This is a genomic window from Leucobacter iarius (assembly GCF_039530105.1).
GTDB lineage: Bacteria > Actinomycetota > Actinomycetes > Actinomycetales > Microbacteriaceae > Leucobacter > Leucobacter iarius.
In genome coordinates, this window is record NZ_BAAAOB010000001.1 from 1,027,629 (window position 1) to 1,046,971 (window position 19,343).

The 19,343-nt window shown below is 72.6% G+C and carries 15 protein-coding genes; 12 read left to right on the plus strand and 3 right to left on the minus strand.

Annotated features, from left to right (window positions below):
* Positions 1-86 precede the first annotated feature (86 nt).
* Together tdh and ABD169_RS04480 are read left to right on the plus strand one after the other, a co-directional pair.
* Positions 87-1,130, plus strand: coding sequence for an L-threonine 3-dehydrogenase (gene tdh / locus ABD169_RS04475; protein ID WP_344029832.1), 1,044 nt, complete (start codon positions 87-89; stop codon positions 1,128-1,130).
* Positions 1,130-2,347 (plus strand): glycine C-acetyltransferase, encoded by a 1,218-nt coding sequence (locus ABD169_RS04480; protein ID WP_344029834.1) that lies wholly within the window; start codon positions 1,130-1,132, stop codon positions 2,345-2,347. Before tdh ends, ABD169_RS04480 begins: the two co-directional genes overlap by 1 nt.
* On the opposite strand, the gene ABD169_RS04485 is transcribed toward ABD169_RS04480, so the two are convergent.
* Positions 2,344-3,258, minus strand: coding sequence for a LysR substrate-binding domain-containing protein (locus tag ABD169_RS04485; protein WP_344029837.1), 915 nt, complete (start codon positions 3,256-3,258; stop codon positions 2,344-2,346). The two genes, ABD169_RS04480 and ABD169_RS04485, sit on opposite strands and share 4 nt — an antisense overlap.
* Positions 3,255-3,593 carry an MGMT family protein gene (locus tag ABD169_RS04490; RefSeq protein ID WP_046454820.1) on the minus strand — a complete coding sequence of 113 codons (339 nt, stop codon included), beginning with the start codon at positions 3,591-3,593 and terminating at the stop codon, positions 3,255-3,257. Before ABD169_RS04490 ends, ABD169_RS04485 begins: the two co-directional genes overlap by 4 nt.
* Positions 3,594-4,003: 410 nt before the next feature.
* Here ABD169_RS04490 and ABD169_RS04495 point away from each other — a divergent pair, with 410 nt between their 5' ends.
* The 10 genes from ABD169_RS04495 to ABD169_RS04540 all read left to right on the plus strand — a co-directional run bounded on the left by ABD169_RS04495 (position 4,004) and on the right by ABD169_RS04540 (position 17,631).
* Positions 4,004-5,503: a serine hydrolase domain-containing protein gene (locus tag ABD169_RS04495; protein ID WP_344029842.1), complete on the plus strand. Its 1,500-nt coding sequence runs from the start codon at positions 4,004-4,006 to the stop codon at positions 5,501-5,503.
* The gene (locus ABD169_RS04500; protein ID WP_344029845.1) at positions 5,500-6,618 is read left to right on the plus strand and encodes a dipeptidase; all 1,119 of its coding nucleotides are present in this window, start codon (positions 5,500-5,502) and stop codon (positions 6,616-6,618) included. Before ABD169_RS04495 ends, ABD169_RS04500 begins: the two co-directional genes overlap by 4 nt.
* 128 nt (positions 6,619-6,746) lie before the next feature.
* Complete coding sequence (locus tag ABD169_RS04505) at positions 6,747-8,837, plus strand: dipeptide ABC transporter ATP-binding protein (protein WP_344029848.1); 2,091 nt, start codon at positions 6,747-6,749, stop codon at positions 8,835-8,837.
* Positions 8,834-9,784: an ABC transporter permease gene (locus tag ABD169_RS04510; RefSeq protein ID WP_344029851.1), complete on the plus strand. Its 951-nt coding sequence runs from the start codon at positions 8,834-8,836 to the stop codon at positions 9,782-9,784. Before ABD169_RS04505 ends, ABD169_RS04510 begins: the two co-directional genes overlap by 4 nt.
* Positions 9,781-10,734: an ABC transporter permease gene (locus ABD169_RS04515; protein WP_084821018.1), complete on the plus strand. Its 954-nt coding sequence runs from the start codon at positions 9,781-9,783 to the stop codon at positions 10,732-10,734. The genes ABD169_RS04510 and ABD169_RS04515 overlap by 4 nt, the downstream gene beginning before the upstream one ends.
* Positions 10,735-10,823: 89 nt before the next feature.
* Positions 10,824-12,677 (plus strand): ABC transporter substrate-binding protein, encoded by a 1,854-nt coding sequence (locus tag ABD169_RS04520; RefSeq protein ID WP_344029857.1) that lies wholly within the window; start codon positions 10,824-10,826, stop codon positions 12,675-12,677.
* 5 nt (positions 12,678-12,682) lie between these two features.
* Positions 12,683-13,993, plus strand: a complete 1,311-nt coding sequence (locus tag ABD169_RS04525) for an erythromycin esterase family protein (protein WP_344029860.1) — start codon at positions 12,683-12,685, stop codon at positions 13,991-13,993.
* A complete protein-coding gene (locus ABD169_RS04530; RefSeq protein ID WP_344029863.1) occupies positions 13,990-16,077 on the plus strand; it encodes a prolyl oligopeptidase family serine peptidase in 2,088 nt (695 codons plus the stop codon). Before ABD169_RS04525 ends, ABD169_RS04530 begins: the two co-directional genes overlap by 4 nt.
* A 127-nt stretch (positions 16,078-16,204) precedes the next feature.
* Positions 16,205-16,591, plus strand: a complete 387-nt coding sequence (locus ABD169_RS04535; protein WP_046454813.1) for a hypothetical protein — start codon at positions 16,205-16,207, stop codon at positions 16,589-16,591.
* Positions 16,591-17,631 carry a hypothetical protein gene (locus ABD169_RS04540; protein ID WP_344029866.1) on the plus strand — a complete coding sequence of 347 codons (1,041 nt, stop codon included), beginning with the start codon at positions 16,591-16,593 and terminating at the stop codon, positions 17,629-17,631. Before ABD169_RS04535 ends, ABD169_RS04540 begins: the two co-directional genes overlap by 1 nt.
* 44 nt (positions 17,632-17,675) lie before the next feature.
* Here the strand turns inward: ABD169_RS04540 and ABD169_RS04545 are convergent, their stop codons facing one another.
* Entirely contained in the window at positions 17,676-19,313 is a 1,638-nt protein-coding gene (locus ABD169_RS04545) for a PucR family transcriptional regulator (RefSeq protein ID WP_046454811.1), read from the minus strand.
* Positions 19,314-19,343: the final 30 nt, after the last annotated feature.

Below are 19,343 nucleotides of genomic sequence, written 5' to 3' on the forward strand. Positions count from 1 at the left end.
CCGACTTCAACGATGAAGGTATCTCTACAGAGATAGTGAAGACACTAGCGCTTGTTCTGAATCCTCGGGGACGCGAGATTGGACGCATGAGAGCACTCGTGAAGACCGCGCCGGGCGCGGGACTGACCCTGACCGACGTGCCCGAACCCATCTGCGGGCCGGGCGAGGTGAAGATCCGGATCCTCCGCACGGGGATCTGCGGCACCGACCTGCACATCATGCGCTGGGACGACTGGGCGGCCGGCAACATCGCCGCACCGCTCATCCCGGGGCACGAGTTCTACGGCGAAGTCGTCGAGGTCGGCGAGCAGGTCTGCGACGTCGCGATCGGGGACCGGGTCTCGGGCGAAGGTCACATCGTCTGCGGCACCTGCCGCAACTGCCGGGCGGGCCGTCGGCAGATGTGCATCCGCACCGTCGGGCTCGGACTGCACCGCGACGGCGCGTTCGCCGAGTTCCTGACCCTGCCCGCCAGCAACGTCTGGGTGCACCAGGGCGATATCGCGCCGGAGCTCGGCGCGATCTTCGATCCGCTCGGCAACGCCGTCCACACGGCGCTCGCCTTCCCGCTCGTCGGCGAGGACGTGCTGGTCAGCGGCTGCGGGCCCATCGGGCTCATGTCGATCGCGATCGCCCGCCACGTCGGGGCGCGCTTCATCGCCGCGACCGACGTCAGTGCGCAGCGGCTCGCGCTCGCGCAGGGCCTCGGAGCCGACGCGGTCGTCAACGTGGCCGAGCGCCGGATCCGCGACGCGCAGAGCGAGCTCGGCATGCGCGAGGGCTTCGACATCGGGTTCGAGATGAGCGGGGCGCCGACCGCGCTGCCCGAGATGCTCGAGAACCTCAACCACGGCGGCCGCGTCGCCATGCTCGGACTGCCGAGCTCGGACTTCGCGGTCGACTGGGGCAAGGTCGTCACCCACATGCTCACGCTCAAGGGCATCTACGGGCGCGAGATGTTCGAGACCTGGAACGCGATGGCCGCGATGCTGCAGACGAGCGCCGAACTGCGCGAGCGGATCTCCTCGGTGATCGCCGAGGTGCGGCCCGCGCGCGAGTGGGAATCGGCGTTCGCCGCCGCGGGCGCGGCGAGCACGGGCAAGATCATCCTCGACTGGACGGAGCTGTGATGTACGGAGCATTCAAGGAGCACGCGGCCGACGAGCTGCGCGGGATCGACGAGGCCGGCCTGACCAAGGGCGAGCTCGGGATCCGCGGGGCGCAGGGTCCCCGGATCCGGGTCGCCGGAGCCGACGCGGGCGACGGAACCGCCCCCGGGGAGCGCGAGATGCTGAACTTCTGCGCGAACGACTACCTGGGCCTCGCCGACGATCCGCGGCTCGTGGCCGCCGCGAAGGACGCGCTCGACGAGTGGGGCTACGGCCTCGCGAGCGTCCGGTTCATCTGCGGCACCCAGACCCAGCACCTCGACCTCGAACGCCGCCTCGCCCGATTCCTCGGCGTGGACGACGCGATCCTGTTCTCGTCGTGCTTCGACGCGAACGGCGGCGTATTCGAGACCCTGTTCGGCGCCGAGGACGCGATCATCTCGGACGCCCTGAACCACGCCTCGCTCATTGACGGGATCCGCCTCTCGAAGGCCCGCCGTCTGCGCTACGCGAACGGGGATCTCGCCGAGCTCGAAGCGCGCCTGCGCGAGGCCGCGGACGCGCGCTTCCGCGTGATCGTCACCGACGGCGTGTTCTCGATGGACGGCGCCATCGCCCCGCTCGAAGCGATCTGCGACCTCGCCGAGCAGTACGGCGCGCTCGTGCTCGTCGACGATTCGCACGCGGTCGGATTCCTCGGCGCGCACGGCCGAGGCACCCCCGAGCTGCGAGGCGTCGAGGGCCGCATCGACCTGCTCACCGGCACCTTCGGGAAGGCGCTCGGTGGGGCGTCCGGCGGCTACGTCGCCGGGCATCGCGAGGTCATCGCACTGCTGCGCCAGCGCGCCCGCCCGTACTTGTTCTCGAACACCCTCTCGCCGGCGATCGTCGCGGGCACCCTCACGGCGCTCGACATCGCCGAGGGCGCGCACGACGCCCGGGAGCGGCTCGTCGCGAACGCCGCACGGTTCCGCTCGGCCATGGAAGCCGAGGGGTTCGAGCTGCTGCCCGGCGAGCACCCGATCGTGCCCGTCATGTTCCGCGACGCGGTGCTGACTCAGCGGGTGGCCGAGGGCATGCGCTCGCGGGACGTGTTCGTGACGGCGTTCAGCTACCCCGTGGTGCCGAAGGGAGAGGCGCGGATCCGCGTGCAGCTCTCGGCCGCGCACACCCCCGAGCAGATCGACGCCTGCGTCGCGGCGTTCGTCGCGGCCCGGGAGGACGTGGCGGGCGACTAGCGCTTGCGGCGCTTCGCCTGCTTCTGCTTCTCGGCCGCCTTCGCCCGCTTCGCGCGTTCGCGCTTCTCGGCCGCGGCGGCGAGCTGCGCCCCGCGGGAGTTCTTCGGCAGGGCCCGCTTGGGTGCCTTCGCGCCCGCCTGGCCACCGGCCTGCTTCGCCGTGGGCTTCTTCGCGGCGGGCTTCCGCTCGGGCCCGCCCGACCGCCCGGGGCCGGCCGAGGCGGCCGACGCGCTCGCCGCAGCATCATCCGCCTGAGCCGCGTCGTCCGCGCCCGGATCCTCGCCGCGCGAACTGCGGCCCGTGCGGCCGCGGAGCACACCGACGAACTGCTGCACCGTCGCGTCATCGCGCGAACGGTCCCAGCTCGCCCAGATCTCGGTGCCGGGCAGCTCGAAGATCGGCGAGAGCGGCACGATCACGTGCGCGCGCTTGTTCACGAGGTGGCGCGCGAACGGCAGCGGCAGCAGGATCCCGCCCAGACCGGTCCCGACGAGTTCGAGCGCGGCGCGCACGTTCTTCGGCGCCCACGACGGATCCGCCCAGGGCTGCGGCTCGGGCCACTCGGCCGCGTGGTCGGGATGGTCGAGCAGGTGGACCAGGGTCAGATCGTCGGGCTCGATCACGGTCGCCTCGGCGAGCTCGTGCTCGACGGGGAGCACGAGCGCGAGCGACTCGACGTAGAGGCGGACGCCGTGCCGGGTGCGATCCTCGCCCGAGGACGACTCGGCCTCGCCGCCCGGTGCGACCCGCTCCAGCAGCACGTCGACGGGGTCCTCGCCGGCGGGCAGACGCCCGGCCGGGGTCAGCGGAACCAGCACGAGCGGGGTCTCGGGGAAGATCGCCTTCCACCGGTTCGCCCACTTGGTGGGGGCGACCCCTCGGGCGAATCCGAGGCGCAGGGGTGCGTTCACGGGGCGATCCCTTCGTAGATCTCATGGTCCCAGCCGAGACGGGCGCTCGACAGGGCGATGCGGTACCCGTCGGGCTTCGGCTCGCCGCGCAGCGGCGTGCCCTCCTCGAGGTAGTGCGGCAGTGCGGAGGCCGAGTGGCCACGGGGCGGCTCCCCCGAGGACGGGACGACCCGCCACCAGGGAACCGCGTGGCCGAACAGCGCGAGCACCTTGCCGACGGCGCGCGGCGCACGGGATCCGATGGCCTCGGCGATATCGCCGTAGGTCATCACCCGCCCCTCGGGGATGCGCGCGACGACCGCGAGCACCTGCTCCACGAACTCATCGGACGGCATGGAACCAGGATAGGCGGTGCCCGGCCCTGAGCTCCGCCGCGCGCGGTGGTCGTGTCGGGGGTCGGCGCTTCTGTCGGGGGTGGATGCTTCTGACGAGGATCGGTGTCCGGGGCGGGGAGCGGTGTACCTGGCGAAGGACGGTGTTCCTGTCGAGAGGCGGCGTGAATTTCGTGATTCTGCCCCCATCCTCGACACCACCACCGGCTCTCGGCAGGACCGCCGTTCCTTTGCCCGAGCATCGCCCTCTCCGAGTACCGTTCTCCCCGGCGACCGCCGTCGCATCGCGCGACCGTACGCCCGCGCGTTCGGCCGGGCCGACGAGCTCGGCCCGGGCGGCTCGTCGGGTTCGACGAATCAGGGCTTCCGCGCTTTCCCTAGGCTCGTGCGCATCGAGGGCGAAGGGGGCCATCATGCCGCGAACGAGCCACCGGGCGGACGCCGGATCGAGCCACCGCACGGACGACCGGGCGGACGCCGGATCGGGCCACAGCACGAACGACCGCACAGACCACCGCACGCGCGCCCTGCGCGACCACCTCGCCGCGCGCCTGCCCGAGCTGCTCGCCGAGCACGGGGTGCCGGGCGCCTCGCTCGCGGTCGCGATCGGGGACGAGACGATCACCGTCGCGGCCGGCGTGCTGAACCTGCGCACCGGCGTGCCGGTCACGGGCGACGCGGTGTTCCAGATCGGCTCCGTCACGAAGGTGCTCACCGCGACCCTCGCGATGCGCCTCGCCGACGAGGGGCGTCTCGACCTCGACGCGACCGTGCGGAGCATCCTGCCCGAGTTCGCCCTGGCCGACGCGGCGGCCGCGGAGCGGATCACGGTGCGGCAGCTCCTCTGCCACAGCTCCGGTTTCGAGGGCGATGTGTTCACCGACACGGGCGAGAACGACGACTGCCTGGAGCGCTACGTCGCGGAGCTCGCGACGACCCCGCAGCTCTTCGCGCCGGGCACGATGTTCTCCTACAACAACGCCGGCATCTGCGTGCTCGGCCGCATCATCGAGGTGATCGAGGGCGTCCCCTTCGATCGCGCGCTGCGCGAGCGCCTGCTCGATCCGCTCGGGCTCGACCGCGCGGCGGGCGATGCGGGGGAGGCGATCCTGCAGGCGGCCGCGGTCGGGCACGTGCGCGAGGATCCCGACGCTCCGCTCGCCCCGACGCGTACCTGGGCGATGGCCCGGTCGAATTCGCCGGCGGGTTCCCGGCTCGCGATGCGCGCCGAGGACCTGATCGCGTTCGCGCGCCTGCACCTCGCAGGCGGACGCGCGGTTCCGGGGGAGGAGCTGCTCGGCGCGAGCGCGATCCGCGAGATGCAGCACCCGCAGATCCTGCTGCCCGAGATCGCGCAGGGCACCGCCTGGGGGCTCGGCTGGGAGATGTGGCAGCGCGACGGCGGCTGGGTGATCGGCCACGACGGCAGCACGATCGGGCAGTCCGCACTGCTGCGCCTCGTGCCCGCGCGCGGGATCGCGGTCGCGGTCCTCGCGAACGGCGGGGATGCGAAGCCGGTGTTCGCCGAGATCGCCGACCGCGTGCTCGAGGAGTTCGCCGGGATCGCTCCGGCGGAGCCGCCGCGCCCGGCGCACGATCCGGCGCACGATCCGGTGCCGTTGCCGGCGGATCCCGAGCGCTTCACCGGCCGCTACGCGTCGAGCACCGCGATCACCGAGGTGCGGATCGACGTCGACGGCCGGCTCTGGCTCGAGCGCGTCCCCGTCGGGATCGTCGCCGAGCTCGGCGACCTGCCCTATCGCAGCGAGCTCGTGGGCTGGCGCGGCGACGCGCTGCTGCCGGTCGAGCCCGAGGGCGGGGTGCACCAGCCGGTCGCGTTCCTCGCGCCGGACGCGCGCGGCCGTGCCGGGATTCTGCACACCGGTCGCGCGGACGTGCGGGTGGACGCGTGAGCGCCGGGAGCGCGCCGTCGCCGGCCGCCGCCGAGCTGCATCGCCGCGCCTACGTCGCCGATACCCACAACGACCTGCTGTGCGCGGTCGTGGCCCGACCGGTCGATCGGTGGGGGAGCTTCTTCGGCGAGCGCTGGGTGCCGCAGCTGCGGGCGGGCGGCGTCGAACTGCAGGTGCTGCCCGTGTTCATCGAGGACGCCTACCGTCCGGAGGGGGCGCTTCGGCGCACGCTCCGCATGCTCGAGGCCGGGCGGCGCGCCGCCGCGGAGAACGCGGACGCCGTGCGTCTCTGCCTCGACGGCGCGGATCTCGATGCCGCCGCGGAGTCCGGGCGGATCGGCCTGGTGCTCGCGCTGGAGGGCGCGCACGGGATCGGCGACGACGTCGAGCTGCTCGAGACGGTGCACCGCCTCGGGGTGCGGGTGGCGTCGCTCGCCCACTTCGGGCGGGGCGGCTTCGCCGACGGCAGCGGCGAGGACGCGACGGGGAGCCGGCTGACGAGCGCCGGTGTGCGGGCCGTGGCCGAGATGGAGCGGCTCGGCATGCTGTTCGACGTGAGCCACCTCGGCGCCGCGGGCGTCGGTCATGTGCTCGAGCTCGCGAGCCGGCCCGTGATCGCGACGCACTCCTCGGCGCGGGCCCTGTTCGATCACCACCGCAACCTCAGCGATGAGCAGCTGCGCGGCATCGCGGCGGGCGGTGGCGTGGTCTGCGCGAACTTCTACGCGCCGTTCCTGCACGCGTCCGACTTCTCGGTCGATCGACTGGTCGATCACCTGGAGCACCTCGTGTCGGTCGCGGGCATCGAGCGCGTCGGCATCGGCCCCGACTTCCTGAAGGAGGTGCTCGCCGAGACGACGCCGCCCTGCTGCGAGGCGACCGAGGTGGCGGGTGTCGCCGCGGACGAGTACCTGCCCGGCCTGGAGGGGCCCGCCGGGCTCCCGCTGCTCACGGACGCCCTGCTGCGTCGCGGGTGGCGGGAGGGCGATATCCTCGCGGTACTCGGCGGCAACGTGCGCCGCCTCTTCCGCGCCGAGCTCGGGGTGCCGTCGGCCGGTCGCACCGTCGGTTCCGCGGGGACCGGAGCGGGGGCGTTCGTCGCGCCCGACGAATGATCCGCCGCGGCTTCGCAGGAGCCGACGAACCGCCGCGGGGCCCGCTCCCGCACCATCGAACATGAGCCACTGAACCATCCACCACTCCGAGCCGGGACCCGGTTCCAGATCGCGCAAGGGAGCGCAGCATGCTGACGATCAGAGATCTCACGGTCGAGATCCGCCGCGGCGACCGCCTCGTGCGGCCGGTCACCGGAGTGAGCCTGTCGGTTGCGCGCGGCGAGACGCTCGGGATCGTCGGCGAGACGGGATCGGGCAAGTCGATGACCGGTCTCGCGGTGATGGGCATGCTGCCCGCGGGCGGACGGGTGACGGGCGGGTCGATCGAGTTCGACGGCCGCGAGCTCGTCGGGCTGGCGCCGGAGGCGTACCGGGGGATCCGCGGCAACGACATCGCGATGGTGTTCCAGGACTCGCTGACCTCGCTGAACCCCACGCGCCGCATCGGCGAGCAGATCGCCGAGCCGTACCGGCTGCACCGGGGCGGCAGTCGCGCCGCCGCGCTGAAGGCGGCCGAGGAGATGCTGGCGCTCGTGGGGATCCCGCGACCGTCCGAGCGGCTCTCGGATTACCCGCACCAGCTGTCCGGCGGTATGCGCCAGCGCGTGATGATCGCGATGGCGCTCATGTGCGAGCCGAAGCTCGTGATCGCCGACGAGCCCACCACCGCGCTCGACGTGACCATCCAGGCCGAGATCCTCGAACTGCTCGACGGCCTGAAGCGGCAGCTCGGCATGTCGATGATCCTGGTGACGCACGACATGGGCGTCGTCGCGCGCTACGCCGATCGCGTCGGCGTGATGTACGCGGGGCGCCTGGTCGAGACCGGCCCGACCGCGCAGCTGTTCAGCGACACCCGGCACCAGTACACGCACGCGCTGCTGTCGTCGATCCCGTCGCTCGAGCAGGATCGCGACATCGAACTGTTCAGCATCCCCGGATCGCCGCCCGATCCCGCGGAGCAGCCGCCGGGCTGCCGCTTCGCGCCCCGCTGCTCGGCGGCGAGCGCGCGCTGCCGCGAGGAGTATCCGCCGACGCTCGAGGCGTCGGCGGATGGGCACGGGTTCGCGTGCTGGAATCCGGTGATCGCGAAGACGATCACGGTGCGCCAGCGGGCGTTCGCGCGACCGACGGAGGCGGCAGAGGAGGCCGCGACCGGTGCCGGCGCCGAGGAGCCGCGCCTGCGGGTCGTCGATGTCCGGCGGGAGCACCCCGTCTCGGGCTTCCGGCTGACGGGGAAGCGCCGCACGGTGAAGGCGGTCGACGGCGTGAGCTTCGAGGTGAGCGCGGGCGAGACCTTCGGTCTGGTCGGCGAGTCCGGCTGCGGCAAGTCGTCGCTCGGCCGCATGCTCGTCGCGCTCGACGCGCCGACCTCGGGCGAGGTGCGGCTCGACGGGGCGCGGGTGTCGGGGCTGAAGCCCCGCGAGCTCGGGGCGCGGCGCACGCAGCTGCAGATGATGTTCCAGGATTCGAGCGCTGCGCTCGATCCGAAGATGCGGATCGGGCAGATCCTGCGCGAGCCGCTCGCGATCCAGGGGATCGGCACGCAGGCGGAGCGCACAGCGACGGCGCGCGAGCTGCTCGACAGCGTGGGGCTCGGCGCCGGGATCCTCGACCGCTACCCTTACGAGCTGTCGGGCGGGCAGCGCCAGCGCATCGGCCTCGCCCGCTCGCTCGCGCTCGATCCTCGCGTGCTCGTCGCGGACGAGCCGGTGAGCGCCCTCGACGTGTCGATCCGCTCGCAGGTGCTCAACCTGATGCGCCGCCTGCAGATCGAGCGGGGGCTGTCGAGCGTCGTCATCTCGCACGATCTCTCGGTGGTCCGCTACCTGTCGGATCGGGTGGGCGTGATGTACCTCGGCAAGCTGGTCGAGGTCGGATCGACCGACGAGGTGTACGGTTCGGCCGCGCACCCGTACACGGCCGGCCTGCTCTCGGCGGTGCCGGTGGCCGATCCCGAGGCGGCGGCGCAGCCGGCGGGCGAGCGGATCACGGGCGAGCTGCCGAGCCCGCTGGATCCGCCGAGCGGTTGCCGGTTCCGCACCCGCTGCCCGCTCGCCACCGAGCGGTGCGCGACGGAGGAGCCCGCCATGCGTGCGGTGACCGCCACGCACGGCGTCGCCTGCCACTTCCCGCTGCAGGAGCTCGCCGCGTCCGCGGCGGCGCCGCGATCCGGGGCCGAGCCCCAGTCCGAGCCGGCGCTGGGAGGCGCACGATGACCATGTACGCCCTGCGGCGCATCGCCGTCTCGCTGCTCGTGCTCCTCGGGCTCTCGCTCGTGGTGTTCCTCATGCTGCACTTCATCTCGGACAGCCCGGGCCGCGCGGTGCTCGGCCCGCAGGCATCGCCCCAGGCGGTGGCCGCGTTCAACGAGGAGCACGGCTACGATCGTCCGGTGCTGGTGCAGTACGTCAGCTACCTGGGCGACCTGGTGCGGGGCGATCTCGGCCGCTCCTACAAGCTCAACGAGCAGGTCTCGGTGCTGCTGTGGCAGAACGCCGGTCGCAGCGCGATGCTCTCGTTCGCCGGGCTGATCCTGTCGCTGATCATCGCGATCCCGCTCGGCATCGCGCAGGCGGTCCGCAAGAACTCCTTCATGGATCGTGCCGCGACGGCGGTCTCCTACGTGCTCTACGCGACGCCCTCGTTCCTGATCGCGCTGCTGCTGATCGCGATCCTCAGCCAGGCGATCCCGATCTTCCCGGCGGAGGCCTCGCAGTCGTCATCGCCGTGGGTGATCTTCACCGATCCGAGGGCGATGGCGCTGCCGCTCATCACCCTGACCGTGACCAACGTGGTCGTGTTCTCGCAGTACCAGCGCTCCTCGGCGCTCGAGCAGCTCGGCCAGGACTACATCAAGGTAGCGCGGGCGAAGGGCCTGCCGGAGCGCATGGTGCTCACGAAGCACCTGCTGCGCAACGCATGCATCCCGCTCATCACCCTCGTCGGCATCCAGATCCCGATCCTGCTGGCGGGCAACCTGATCGTCGAGTCCGTGTTCAACTACCCGGGCCTCGGGCTCCTGTTCCTCAACAGCCTGCACCGCGAGGACTACCCGGTGCTGCTGGCCTACACCCTCATCGGCGGCGTCCTCACGGTCGCCGGCAACTTCATCGCCGACCTCATGGTCGCGCGAGCCGACCGACGGATCGAGCTGAAGAAATGACCGCATCGAACCACGAGCCCGCTGCCGCCGTCGCCGAGGAGGCGGTCGTGCAGACCTCGACCGCGAAGCCCGAGCCCGATCCGACGAGCCTCATCGCCGTCACCCGGCCGCCCCGCTCCTTCCGTGCGGTGCTGCGCTCGCTCATGCGCAACAAGCTCGGCGTGACCGGCGCCTCGATCCTCGTCGCGCTGCTCCTGTTCTGCTTCGTCGGGCCCCTCGTCTACCGCACCAACCAGACCGACGTCGACCTGCTGAACGCCGCGCTGCCGCCCGGCGACGGGTATCCGCTCGGCACCGACAGCAACGGCTTCGACGTGCTCGGCCGCATGATGCTCGGCGGGCAGGTCTCGCTGCAGATCGGCCTGCTCGCGGCGCTCGTCGCGACGGTGGTCGGCACCATCTACGGCGCGATCGCCGGCCTCGTCGGCGGGGTGCTCGACGGGTTCATGATGCGCGTCGTCGACACCCTGCTGGCGATCCCGTTCATGTTCTTCGTGCTGATCCTGTCGGCGCGGTTCACCGCCACGCCGGTCACCCTCGCGCTCGTGATCGGCGGCTTCTCGTGGCTCGTGATCGCCCGCCTCATCCGCAGCGAGGTGCTCTCGCTCCGGGTCCGCGAGTTCGTGCTCGCAGCCCGGCTCATGGGGGCGAAGAACCGCCGCCTCATCTTCACCCACCTGATCCCGAACACCGTCGGCGTGATCGTGGTGAACGTCACCTTCCAGGTCGCCGACGCGATCCTCACGATCGCGGCGCTCGGCTTCCTCGGCTTCGGCCTCACCTACCCGGTGACCGACTGGGGCAGCCAGCTCTCCGCGGGCGTCACCTTCATCGCCTCCGACTACTGGTGGCTCATCTACCCGGTCGGCGGCTGCATCGTGCTCACGGTGCTCGCCCTCAACCTGCTCGGCGACGCCCTGCGCGACGCCCTCGACCGCCGCGGCGAGTAGCCGCCCGGCGCGCACCGCGACCCGGTGCTCGCCGGCTCGGCACCCCTCGCCCCGAACGACCCTTCCCCTTCCGAACCAGGAGAACCCACATGACGATCCTCACCCGCCGCGGCGCCCGCATCGCGGTCGTCGTCGCGGCCGCGGGAGCACTGCTGCTCTCCGGCTGCGCCGGCCCGACCGACGCGAAGTCCGACTACTCGACCCTGCCCAAGGAATCGGGCAAGCCGCAGACCGGTGGCACCGCGACCGTCGCGCTGACCCCCGGCCTCAGCCCGAACTACATCTATCCGTACCCGCCGGCCGAAGCCAGCGGCACCGTGATCGCCCGCGGCATGCTGTGGCGCGCGCTCTACCGTCCGAGCGGCACGGGCGGCGAGATCGTGGATCCCGGATCGAGCCTCGCCGAGCTGCCGAAGACGAGCGCCGACGGCAAGACCGTGACGATCACGATGAAGGACTACCAGTGGTCGAACGGCAAGCCGGTCACCTCGAAGGACGTGGTCTTCTCGCTCGCCCTGCTCAAGGCTGCGATCGCCGAGAGCCCCGCCAACTGGAGCTTCTACACGCCCGGCCAGTTCCCCGACGGCGTCACCGCGACCGCTCCCGACGACAAAACCCTCGTGCTCCAGCTCGAGAAGGTCTACAACCCGTCCTACCTGCTGTCGATGCTCGAACTCATCTACGTGATGCCGTCGGCCGACTGGAGCGTCGCGAAGACGGGCGGCCCGCTGCTCGACTTCACGAAGCCCGAGAACGCGAAGGCGATCTACGCGTACCTCACCTCGCAGTCCGCCGACCAGTCGACCTTCGCCACGAACCCGCTGTGGAAGATCGTGAACGGGCCGTACCAGCTGAAGTCGTTCGAACCCACGACCGGCTCGTACTCGCTCACGCCGAACACGAAGTACAGCGGACCCGGTGAGCACCGCCTCGCCCAGGTCGACTTCAAGGCGTTCACCTCGGCCTCGGCCGTGCTGAACCAGTACAAGGCGGGCAAGCTCACCGTCGGCACGCTCGACTCGAGCTTCGCCTCGCAGATCCCCGCGCTGCAGAAGAAGGGCTACCACGTCTACGGCGCCCCGGCGCCGGCCCGCTTCGACTCGCTCATCATCAACTTCAAGAACACGGTCGACGGGTTCGACAAGGTCATCGCGCAGAAGTACGTGCGCCAGGCCCTGCAGCAGCTCATCGACCAGCCCGGCTACGTCAAGAGCCGCGGCGTCTACAACGGCGCGGGCGAGGAGAACTACAGCCCGCTCGGCGCGGAGTCGCCCTTCCCGCCGAAGTTCGGGGACAAGCCGCCGTACCCGTTCGACCCGAAGGCCGCGCAGAAGCTGCTGACCGACAACGGCTGGACCGTCGACCCCAAGGGCACCACGTGCACGAACCCGGGAACGGGCGCGGGCCAGTGCGGCGAGGGGATCGCGCAGGGGCAGAAGATCAGCTTCACGATCGCGTCGGCCAACACCCCGGCCTACGTGGGCGCCCGCGACCTCGCCTTCGTCTCGGAGGCGAAGAAGGCCGGCATCGACATCAAGGTCGTCACGAAGTCGCTGAACTACATGTACGAGAACTACGGCAACAGCTTCGCCCCGGCCAAGACCAACGAGTGGGCGATGCAGGACTTCGGCCCGCTCTACCAGGCGGCCGGATACCCGACGAGCAACACCGTGTTCAACACCGACGGCAGCTTCAACCTCGGCAGCTACTCGAACCCCGAGGTCGACACGGCCATCTCGGCCTCGACCTACGGCCTCGACGAGCAGGCGCTCGCCGCCGAGGGCACGCTGATCGGCGAGGAACTGCCCGCGCTGTGGCTGCCGACGCCGGATACCCTCGTCGTGTGGAAGGACACCCTGAGCGGCCCGCCCGAGACCTTCAACGCGCTGCTCAGCTTCATCTACTCGCCCGAGCAGTGGTACTTCACCGAGGGGCAGAAGTAACCCCCGTGCGCGCGCTCCGCAGCTTCGCCGCTTCGGCGGTCGACTCCGCGGCGATCGATCCCGGATCGATCGCCGCGGAGGATGCCGCTGCGGTGCGCGCGCTCGCGCACGGCGCCCGCGTGCTCGCGGTCGGGGAGGCCGCGCACAGCGTCGCCGACGTGCAGACCGTGCAGGATCTGATCGTGCGCGATCTCGTGCAGGATCCGGACGGTGCCGTCGCGCCGTTCGCCGCGGTCGCCGTCGAGTCCGGCTTCGCCGAGTCCCTCGCGCTCGACGCGTGGGTCGGCGGCTCCGGCCGCGATGCCGACCTCGACGCGGTCGCCCGCGACGGCATGACCTACGGGTTCGGCGCCTCGCCGCAGGTGCAGCACATGCTCGCCGGGCTCCGCGACTGGAACCTCGCCCACCCGGAGCGCCGCGTGCGGGTGATCGGCATCGACCTCCCCGGATCCTCGACCTCGCCCGGCCCCGCCGTGCGGGCCTGCCTCGACCGGATACCGGCGCTGCCCGGCGACGCCGAGCTGCTCCGTCGCTCCGATCTCGGCGGGCGAACCGAGGCGGCCATCGCGCTCGACCGGATGGACCCCGCGGAGCGGGCTGAGCTGGTCGCCGCGATCCGCGGTCTCATCGAGCGCGTGCGCGCGCAGGGCGACGGGATCGCGCAGCGGGCCGCGGCCTCGCTCGACGCCTTCCTCGGCGAGCTCGACTTCGTCGACGGCCCGGGCCCCGACGGCGCGCCCCGCGCCTACCCGCGCGAGCGGTTCATGGCCGACACCGTGCGCTGGATCGCCGAGCGGTACGGGCGGACGATCCTGCTCGCCCACAACTCGCACGTGCGCCGGACCCCGCTGCACGGCCGGGCGACGCTCGGCTCCCTGCTCGCCGCCGAACCGGGATCCGCCTATCGCGCGATCGCGACCTCCTACGCCTACGGCCCGCTCGTGCGGTTCGAGCAGCGGTCGCCGCGCCCCTTCGACTGCGACGTGCTGCTCGACCACCGGGGCCCCGTGCCGGGCAGCCTCGAAGCGGCGCTCGAACGGGTCCTGCCCGCACCCGAGACCGCGGGCGCGGAATCCGTCGCGGTGCTGCTGCGCCTCGACGCCGACGTGACGGCCGGCTCGGATCCCGAGCTCGCCGAGCTGCTGGCCGGAGCGAGCGGGATCCTCGCCGGCGGCGAGCTCGACCCCGTCGACGACTTCCCCGCGGCGTTCGACGCCGTGGTGCACCTGCGCGAGGCCAATCGCGTGCCCGGCGCCTTCGAGCGCCTCCGGGCCGAGTTCGGCCTCGGCACCCCCGACGCGAAGGAGCAGCCGTGAGCCCCGCCTACCCGCCGACCCGCACCGGGGCCGAATTCTCGGAGCCCGCGGGCGTGCGGATCCCCGACCCCTACCGCTGGCTCGAGGCCGATACCGCCGAGGTGCGCGACTGGCAGCGGGAGCAGGCCGCGCTCGCCGTCTCCACCATCGCCGCGGGCGGGCAGCTGGAGCGCGCCCGCGCCCTCGTCGAGGCCTTCGACGACGGCGCCCGGCCCGAACTGCCCGCGCCCGCCGCGGGGCGCTGGTTCCGCACCGAAGCCGGCCCGGGCGGCCCGGAGGTGCTCGTCGCCGACGCCCCCTACGGGCCCGGCCGGGTGCTCGCGCGGCTCGCCGACTTCCGCGACCCGGAGCTCGGGGCCGACGCGCCCGTCCCCACCCTGTCCTGGCTCGCCCCCTCGCCCGACGGCCGGCTGCTCGCGCTCGGCGTCTGCACCGACGGCAGCGAGCACCACCGGATCCGCCTCGTCGACGTCGCGACCGGCGCGGAGCGCGCCGACGCCCCGCCGCAGACCCTGCACAGCGCCTGGGCCGGGGGTGTGAGCTGGTGGCCCGACAGCCGCGGTTTCTCCTTCTTCGCGCTCACCGGCCGCCCCGAGGACTTCGCGCAGGCCGTGTTCGAGCACCGCATCGGCGACGGCACGCGGATCGAGGCCGTGCCGATCCCCGAGGGGTCGCGCGAGTACACCCGGCTGCAGTACTCGGCCGATGGCTGGCGGGCCGTCGCGAGCCACCGGCTCGGCAGCCCGGCACCGGTCGCCGTGCGCGCGCTCGACACCCCGGGGGAGCCCTGGCGGCCCTTCGTCACGGGGCTCCCGCTCGGCCCCGGAGGCACGGTCGCCGGCCACATCGTGGGCGACGCCTACATCGCGGTCACCGACGTCGACGCCCCGCGGGGGCGGGTCGTCGCGATCCCGCTCGATGCCGAGCACCCCGACGATCCGAGCACCTGGACCGAGCTCGTGCCGCAGGGCGACACCGTGCTGCGCGCGATCACCCCGGTCGGCGACCGCCTCCTGCTGCACGGCTTCGACCGCACGGTCGCGTTCGTGCGGATCCTCGGGCTCGACGGACGCGAGCTGCCCGGAGAGCCGGGCCGGGTGCCGCTGCCCGGCGAGGGCGCGATCGGATCCCCGTTCTTCGCCCTCACCGCGCTCGCCGCGAATCCGCCCGCGAGCGAGCGGGACGGTTACGTCTTCGCGTTCTCCACGCTCACCACCTCGTGGGGCGTGTACCGCTACCTGCCGGCAACCGGCGCGCTCGAGACGCTGCGGGCGCCCGGGATCGAGCTCGACGCGACGGTCGAGCTCGCCTGCGCCACCGCGCTCGACAGCACCGGGATCCCCTTCCACGTGGTGCGCCCGGCGGGCGCCGATCCTGCGGCGCCCGCGCCCGTGCTCATCTCGGCCTACGGAGCGGCCAACGTGCCGCTGCTGCCGCAGTACCAGGGCGACCTCGCCGCGTTTGTCGCGGCCGGAGGCACGCTCGTGCAGGCCTATCTGCGGGGCGGAGGCGAACTCGGCAGCGACTGGTTCCGCGGCGCGCACCGCGAGCGTCGGCACGTGCGCGACGGCGATCTCGTCGCCGTCGCCGAGCACCTGCTCGCGACCGGGATCGCGGCGAAGGGCGGGCTCGCGCTCACCGGAGGATCCGACGGCGGGCTCATGTGCGGAGTCGCCGTGACGACCCGTCCGGACCTCTGGCGCGCGGTGCTGCCTCGTGCACCCCTGCTCGACCTCATCGGCGGGATCCGCGATCCCTACCTCGAGTTCGTGATCCGCAAGGCCTGGGGTGATCCCGATGTCGCCGAGGAAGTTCGGCGGCTCGCGGGCAACTCGCCCTACGAGCTCGTCGAGCCCGCGCGGTTCCCCGCGGTGTACGTGCAGGCCGGGGCCACCGATCCCCGCTGCCCGCCCTGGCAGGCGCGCAAGTTCGTCGCGAGACTGCAGGCCGCGCAGCGCGGGGAGGCGCCGATTCTGCTGCACGTGTTCGAGAACGCCGGGCACGGCGCGGCGACGAGCCCCGAGGTCCTCGCGCAGCAGGATTCCGAGTGGCTGGCGGTGCTCCTCGACGAGCTGGAGATCTGAGCTCTGACGAGTTCCGGATCACCCCTATTGCCTGACGGAAGTCTGGTAATGTGCGCGATGCGGAGACGGTCGACCCGACTCGCGGAACCGACCCCCGCTCTTCATCCCAGCGACAAGGAAGCCCCCCATGACGACGTTCAACGCGGAATCCCACCAGGAGTTCTTCTCGGCCGATCCGGGGCGCTTCAAGCGCCGCGGGCTCATGGGCCTCGGATGGTCCTCGGCCGAGACCGGAAGCAAGATCACCCAGTTCACGGATGCCCGGCTCGACCTGCGCCGGACCGACGAGCAGGAGGCGCTCGCGCTCTTCTCCGCCCGCAACTTCCGCGAGCTCGTGATGAAGCGTCCGGTCGTCGACAGCGGCCCCCTGCACCTCGTGGTGTGGCAGAACAAGAAGGATCGGGTGCTCTTCGTCCAGCTGCGCAAGTTCCTCGACCGCGCGACCTACGTGCCGCTGACCGACGTCGTCGAGGTGACTGGCGCCGAGTACGACGCGGTCTTCTCGAGGCGCTGATGACCCCCGGGGGCGGGCTGTCCGACGCGGATCTCTCGCCCCTGCGGCGCCGGCCCGGGATGCGCCGGGTGCTCCGGTACGCGCGGGGTGCCCTGGCCCCCGGGTCTCCGTCGGTGGGCGTCATCGCGTGCGCGGCGGCCGTCGCGTTCTGCGCGTTCGTCGCGCTGACGGTGATCCTGCTGCGCGGTGCGGGCGTCCTCCCGTTCCTCGCCGCGATCCCCGCGCTCTGGGCCCTCGCCGTGGTGCACCTCGCGATCACGTGGGCGCGGGGCGCGATGCGGGGCGCGCGGATCGCGGGTTTCGCCCGCGCGAACGGCCTTGTATTCGCCGCCCGGCAGGAGAACGTGCGGCGCCCCGGCCTCGGATTCCCCAGCCACCTGCGGGGAGTCGAGCGCGACGTGCTCTCGGGCGCCGCCCGCGCGGGCGCGCACGGGATCGGCTTCGCGCTGGGGCGGCATCGGGCGTTCGGCTCCGGACACGGCTCGTCCGCCGACGTGCGCCGGGCGTTCGTCTTCGTCGAGGTCGGGCTCGGCACCCCCGTGCCGCACCTCGTCCTCAAGAACCGACGCGCGCGCATCCTCCCGCTGGCCGGGATCTCGCGCAGCGGCGCCCAGCGGCTCGCGCTCGAGGGCGATTACGCCGAGCGGTTCCGGTTGTTCGTCGTGCCGGGCGGCCAGATCGACGCCCTGGTCCTGCTGACCCCCGACGTCATCGAGGCGGTGCTGGAGTTCTCGCACGAGGCCGAGCTCGAACTGGTCGACGGGCGGCTGACCCTGTACCTGAAGCCGTCCACGGCGTTCTGGAAGCCGGAGGAGATGCGGCGCCTCCTGCTCGCCACGCAGCGGCTCGTCGATCTGCTGGAGCACCAGACGAGCCGGTACGCGGCGGCGCTCGCGCCCGCCGCGCAGGCTCCGGCGGCGCGCGTCCGCGATTCCGGCGAGGGATCGGGACTCAGCTGGGTGTGGGCGGGGATCGGCGTCGCGACGATCCTGCTGTTCGTGTCGGTGCCCCTGCTGATCGGCGTGTTCGCGCCGCGGTGAGCCGCGCGCGGCTGGGCGGGATGCCGCCCGCGGTGCGCCGCCGGTCAGCGGTCCGATGCGAGGGCGAGCAGGCGCAGCTGCAGCATCGCGGCGAAGCGCGCGTCCGGGTCGTCGAGGTCGATGAGCCCCACCTCGGTGACGCGGCGCAGCCGGTACCGGAACGTGTTGGTGTGCACGTACATCGCGGCGGACGCCGCGGCCACGTCGCCGAACGCGTCGAGCCAGGCGCGGAGCGTGTCGACGAGCGCGCTCTGATGCTCCTCGTCGTAGGCGGCGAGCCGGGCGATGACGCCCGAGGGGAGGTCCTTCGCGGGCACGGGGAGCTCGAGCAGCAGCGCCTCGGCGTGCACGTCGTCGAAGCGCACGACGGGCCCGGCGCGGTGGGATCCGGACGCCGCCCGGAGCACGCGCAGCGCGCGGTCCGCGCCCGAGCGGGATCGGGCGAGCTCGGCGCCGTCGCGGGCGACGCGGCCGATGCCGACGACGGGCTGCTGGGCCGAGCGCACCCGGGTGAGGAACTCGGTCGCCAAGCGCACCGCCGATTCGTCGTCGCCGCTCGGGAGCACGCCGTAGGCGACGTCGCCGATCAGCCCCGTCACGGCCCGCGGGTGCGCGAACGCCAGGTGCACCGCGAAGGCGTCGGCGACCCGCTTGCGCTCCGCCGCGAGCAGCGCGGGGGAGACGCGGTCGGCCGAGATCCGATCGGGTGCGGAGGGGGCCGCGTCGACGAGGGTGAGGGCCAGCACGACCATCGCCTCGTCGCGCAGGCCGAGCCGGTGCAGGGTCTCGGGCGCGTCGGTCCCGCCGTCGAGGGCGGTGCGCAGGAGTCCCGCGCGCCTGCGGCGCTCGGCGTCGGCATCGGTGCGCTGCCACACCATGTGCATGGCGACGAGCTTCGCCGCATCGTGCAGCGCCTGCAGGTGCTCCGCGCTGAGCGGCTCGGCCGTGCTCACCCAGATCGTGCCGAGCACCTCCTCGCCCGCTCGGACCGCGAGCACGGTGCGCGCGTCGATCTCGGCGACGAGCTCCGAGACGAGCACGGGCTGCTCGCTGCGCGAGACCTCCTGGAACAGGCCGCGCTCCTCGAGGATCCGGGTGTACTGCGGCGGCACCGCCTGCACGGGGCCGCGGCCGTCGGGGCCGTCCTGCCGGGCGGAGTAGGCGACGAGCCGCGAGTTGCGATCCTCGATGGTGACGGGGAACCCGAGCAGGGCCGCGATCGCGTTCGCGACCGCGAACAGGTCGCCGGCGAGGATCCCGCCGAAGGTGACGGGTCGGGCGTCGTCGGGGTCGCCAGGGGTCATGAGCGCGCGCAGCAGGCCGGCGAGGTGCGCCCAGGCGGTGCCGCGGGTGAGCGACAGCACGGCGACGCCCGACTCCGCCGCGGCCGCGGTCACCTCGGGCGAAGCGGCGAACGGCGCGCGGACCACGAGCGCGACCGCGCCGCTCAGGCCGAGCCGGGGCAGCATCCGCACCGCGTCGCCGGCATCGCGCACGCCGACGCCGAGCACGAGCGCACCGCGCGGCGACTCCGGCTCGTCGAGCGGGTCGTGGATCACGATCGCCTCGACGGTGCGCTCCGTGATCTCGCCGGCGACGACGTCGAGCAGCGTCGTGCCGAACTCCTCGAGCACGCGCGTCAGGCTCGTCTGCGGCCGATGGGTCGCCGGTCGTCCGGTCATGTCGCCCTCCAGATCAGCGCCTCGTGGGTG